The organism is Tahibacter caeni, from assembly GCF_024609805.1.
Taxonomy (GTDB): domain Bacteria; phylum Pseudomonadota; class Gammaproteobacteria; order Xanthomonadales; family Rhodanobacteraceae; genus Tahibacter; species Tahibacter caeni.
In genome coordinates this window covers 1-2,139 of sequence record NZ_JANFVR010000527.1, presented here as the reverse complement: position 1 = coordinate 2,139, position 2,139 = coordinate 1, and the positions used below count along the sequence as shown (strand labels likewise).

General features: G+C 71.8%; 2 protein-coding genes. Both read left to right on the top strand.

The annotated features are described in order from the left end of the window. The coding region (locus NON22_RS23440; RefSeq protein ID WP_257389403.1) for an HlyD family secretion protein at nt 1-569 on the top strand (569 nt) is incomplete at its 5' end. Between the two features lie 3 nt (nt 570-572). Next, on the top strand, nt 573-2,139 hold a 1,567-nt coding region (locus NON22_RS23435), incomplete at its 3' end, for an ATP-binding cassette domain-containing protein (RefSeq protein ID WP_257389402.1).

The window sequence follows — 2,139 nt, the reverse complement described above, 5'->3', positions numbered from 1 at the left end:
CGCAGACCGCCGCCGGCCGCGCCGCCGTGAACGCAGCGCGCGCCCAACTCGTCGGCGCGCACTCCAGTGTGGACGCGGCCGCGGCGACGGTCGCGCGCATCGACGCCGACATCAGCGACGCGACCCTGCGCGCGCCGCGCGACGGCCGCGTGCAGTTCCGCGTGGCCCAGCCCGGCGAAGTGCTGGCCGGGGGCGGCCGCGTGCTGAACCTCGTCGACCTGTCCGACGTATACATGACCTTCTTCCTGCCCGAGACGACGGCCGGCAAGGTGGCGCTCGGCAGCGAGGTGCGCCTCGTGCTCGACGCGGCGCCGCAGTACGTGATACCGGCCAGGGTGTCGTTCGTCGCGAGCACCGCACAGTTCACGCCCAAGAGCGTGGAGACCGCGAGCGAGCGGCAGAAGCTGATGTTCCGCGTGCGCGCGCAGATCGCGCCGGAGCTGTTGCGCGAGCACCTCGCGCAGGTCAAGACCGGCGTGCCCGGCATGGCCTGGATACGCGTGGACACGACGCAGCCGTGGCCCGAATCCCTGGCCGTGCGTCTGCCCGCGACCGCGGCAAAGCACTGAGCCATGAACTTCGCCGACCCTCCGGTCGCCACGCTCGCCGACGTGCGCCTGCGCTACGCCAAGGCCGTCGCGCTCGGCGGCGTCGACCTGGACATACCGGCCGGCCGCATGGTCGGCCTGATCGGGCCCGACGGCGTCGGCAAGTCGAGCCTGCTCGCGCTGCTGGCCGGCGCGCGCGCGGTGCAGCAGGGCCGCGTGCGCGCGCTCGGCGGCGACATGGCCGACCGCCGCCATCGCGAGCGGGTCTGTCCGCGCATCGCCTACATGCCGCAGGGCCTCGGCAGGAATCTCTATCCGACCTTGTCGGTCGAGGAAAACCTGCAGTTCTTCGCGCGCCTGTTCGGCCACGGCGCGGCCGAGCGGCGCCGGCGCATCGACGACCTGACCCGCAGCACCGGCCTGCAGGAATTCCTCGCCCGCCCGGCCGGCAAGCTGTCGGGCGGCATGAAGCAGAAGCTCGGCCTGTGCTGCGCGCTGATCCACGATCCGGACCTGCTGATCCTCGACGAGCCGACGACCGGCGTCGACCCGCTCGCGCGCGCGCAGTTCTGGGATCTGATCGCGCGCATCCGCGGCGAACGCCGCGGCATGAGCGTAATCGTCGCGACAGCCTACATGGACGAAGCGCAAGGCTTCGACTGGCTCGTCGCGATGGACGCCGGTCGCGTGCTCGCGACGGGCACGCCGGCGCAGCTGCTCGCGCGCACCGGCAGCGGCGACCTCGAAGCCGCGTTCATCGCGCTGCTGCCGGAGGAAAAGCGCCGCGACCATGCGTCCGTGACGATCCCGCCGCTGCAGGCGATCGACGACGAGCCGGCCATCGAGGCGCAGGACCTGACCATGCGCTTCGGCGCGTTCACCGCGGTCGACCAAGTCAGCTTTCGCATCCGCCGCGGCGAGATCTTCGGCTTCCTCGGCTCCAACGGCTGCGGCAAGACCACGACGATGAAGATGCTGACCGGCCTGCTTCCGGCCAGCGGCGGAGAAGCCTGGCTGTTCGGCAAGCCTGTGCAGGCCGACGACATGGCCACGCGCCGCCGCGTCGGTTACATGTCGCAGGCGTTCTCGCTGTACGGCGAGCTGACGGTGCGGCAGAACCTCGTGCTGCATGCGCGGCTGTTCCACGTGCCCGAGGCGGAAGTGGCCGGCCGCGTGCAGGACATGGCTGCGCGCTTCGGTCTGCCCGACGTGCTCGACAGCCTGCCCGAGCGGCTGCCGCTGGGCATGCGCCAGCGGCTGTCGCTGGCCGTGGCCATGGTGCACCGGCCCGAGCTGCTGATCCTCGACGAGCCGACTTCCGGCGTCGACCCGATCGCGCGCGACAACTTCTGGCGCCTGCTCGTGGAGCTGTCGCGGCGCGACCGCGTGACGATCTTCCTGTCCACGCATTTCATGAACGAGGCCGAACGCTGCGACCGCATCTCGCTGATGCACGCGGGCAAGGTGCTCGACAGTGACACGCCCGAAGCGCTGCAGCGCAAGCGCGGCGCCGCGAGCCTGGAACAGGCCTTCATCGACTGCCTCGTCGAGGCCGGCGGCGGCGCGGCCGAAGCCGCGCCGGCCGCCGCCG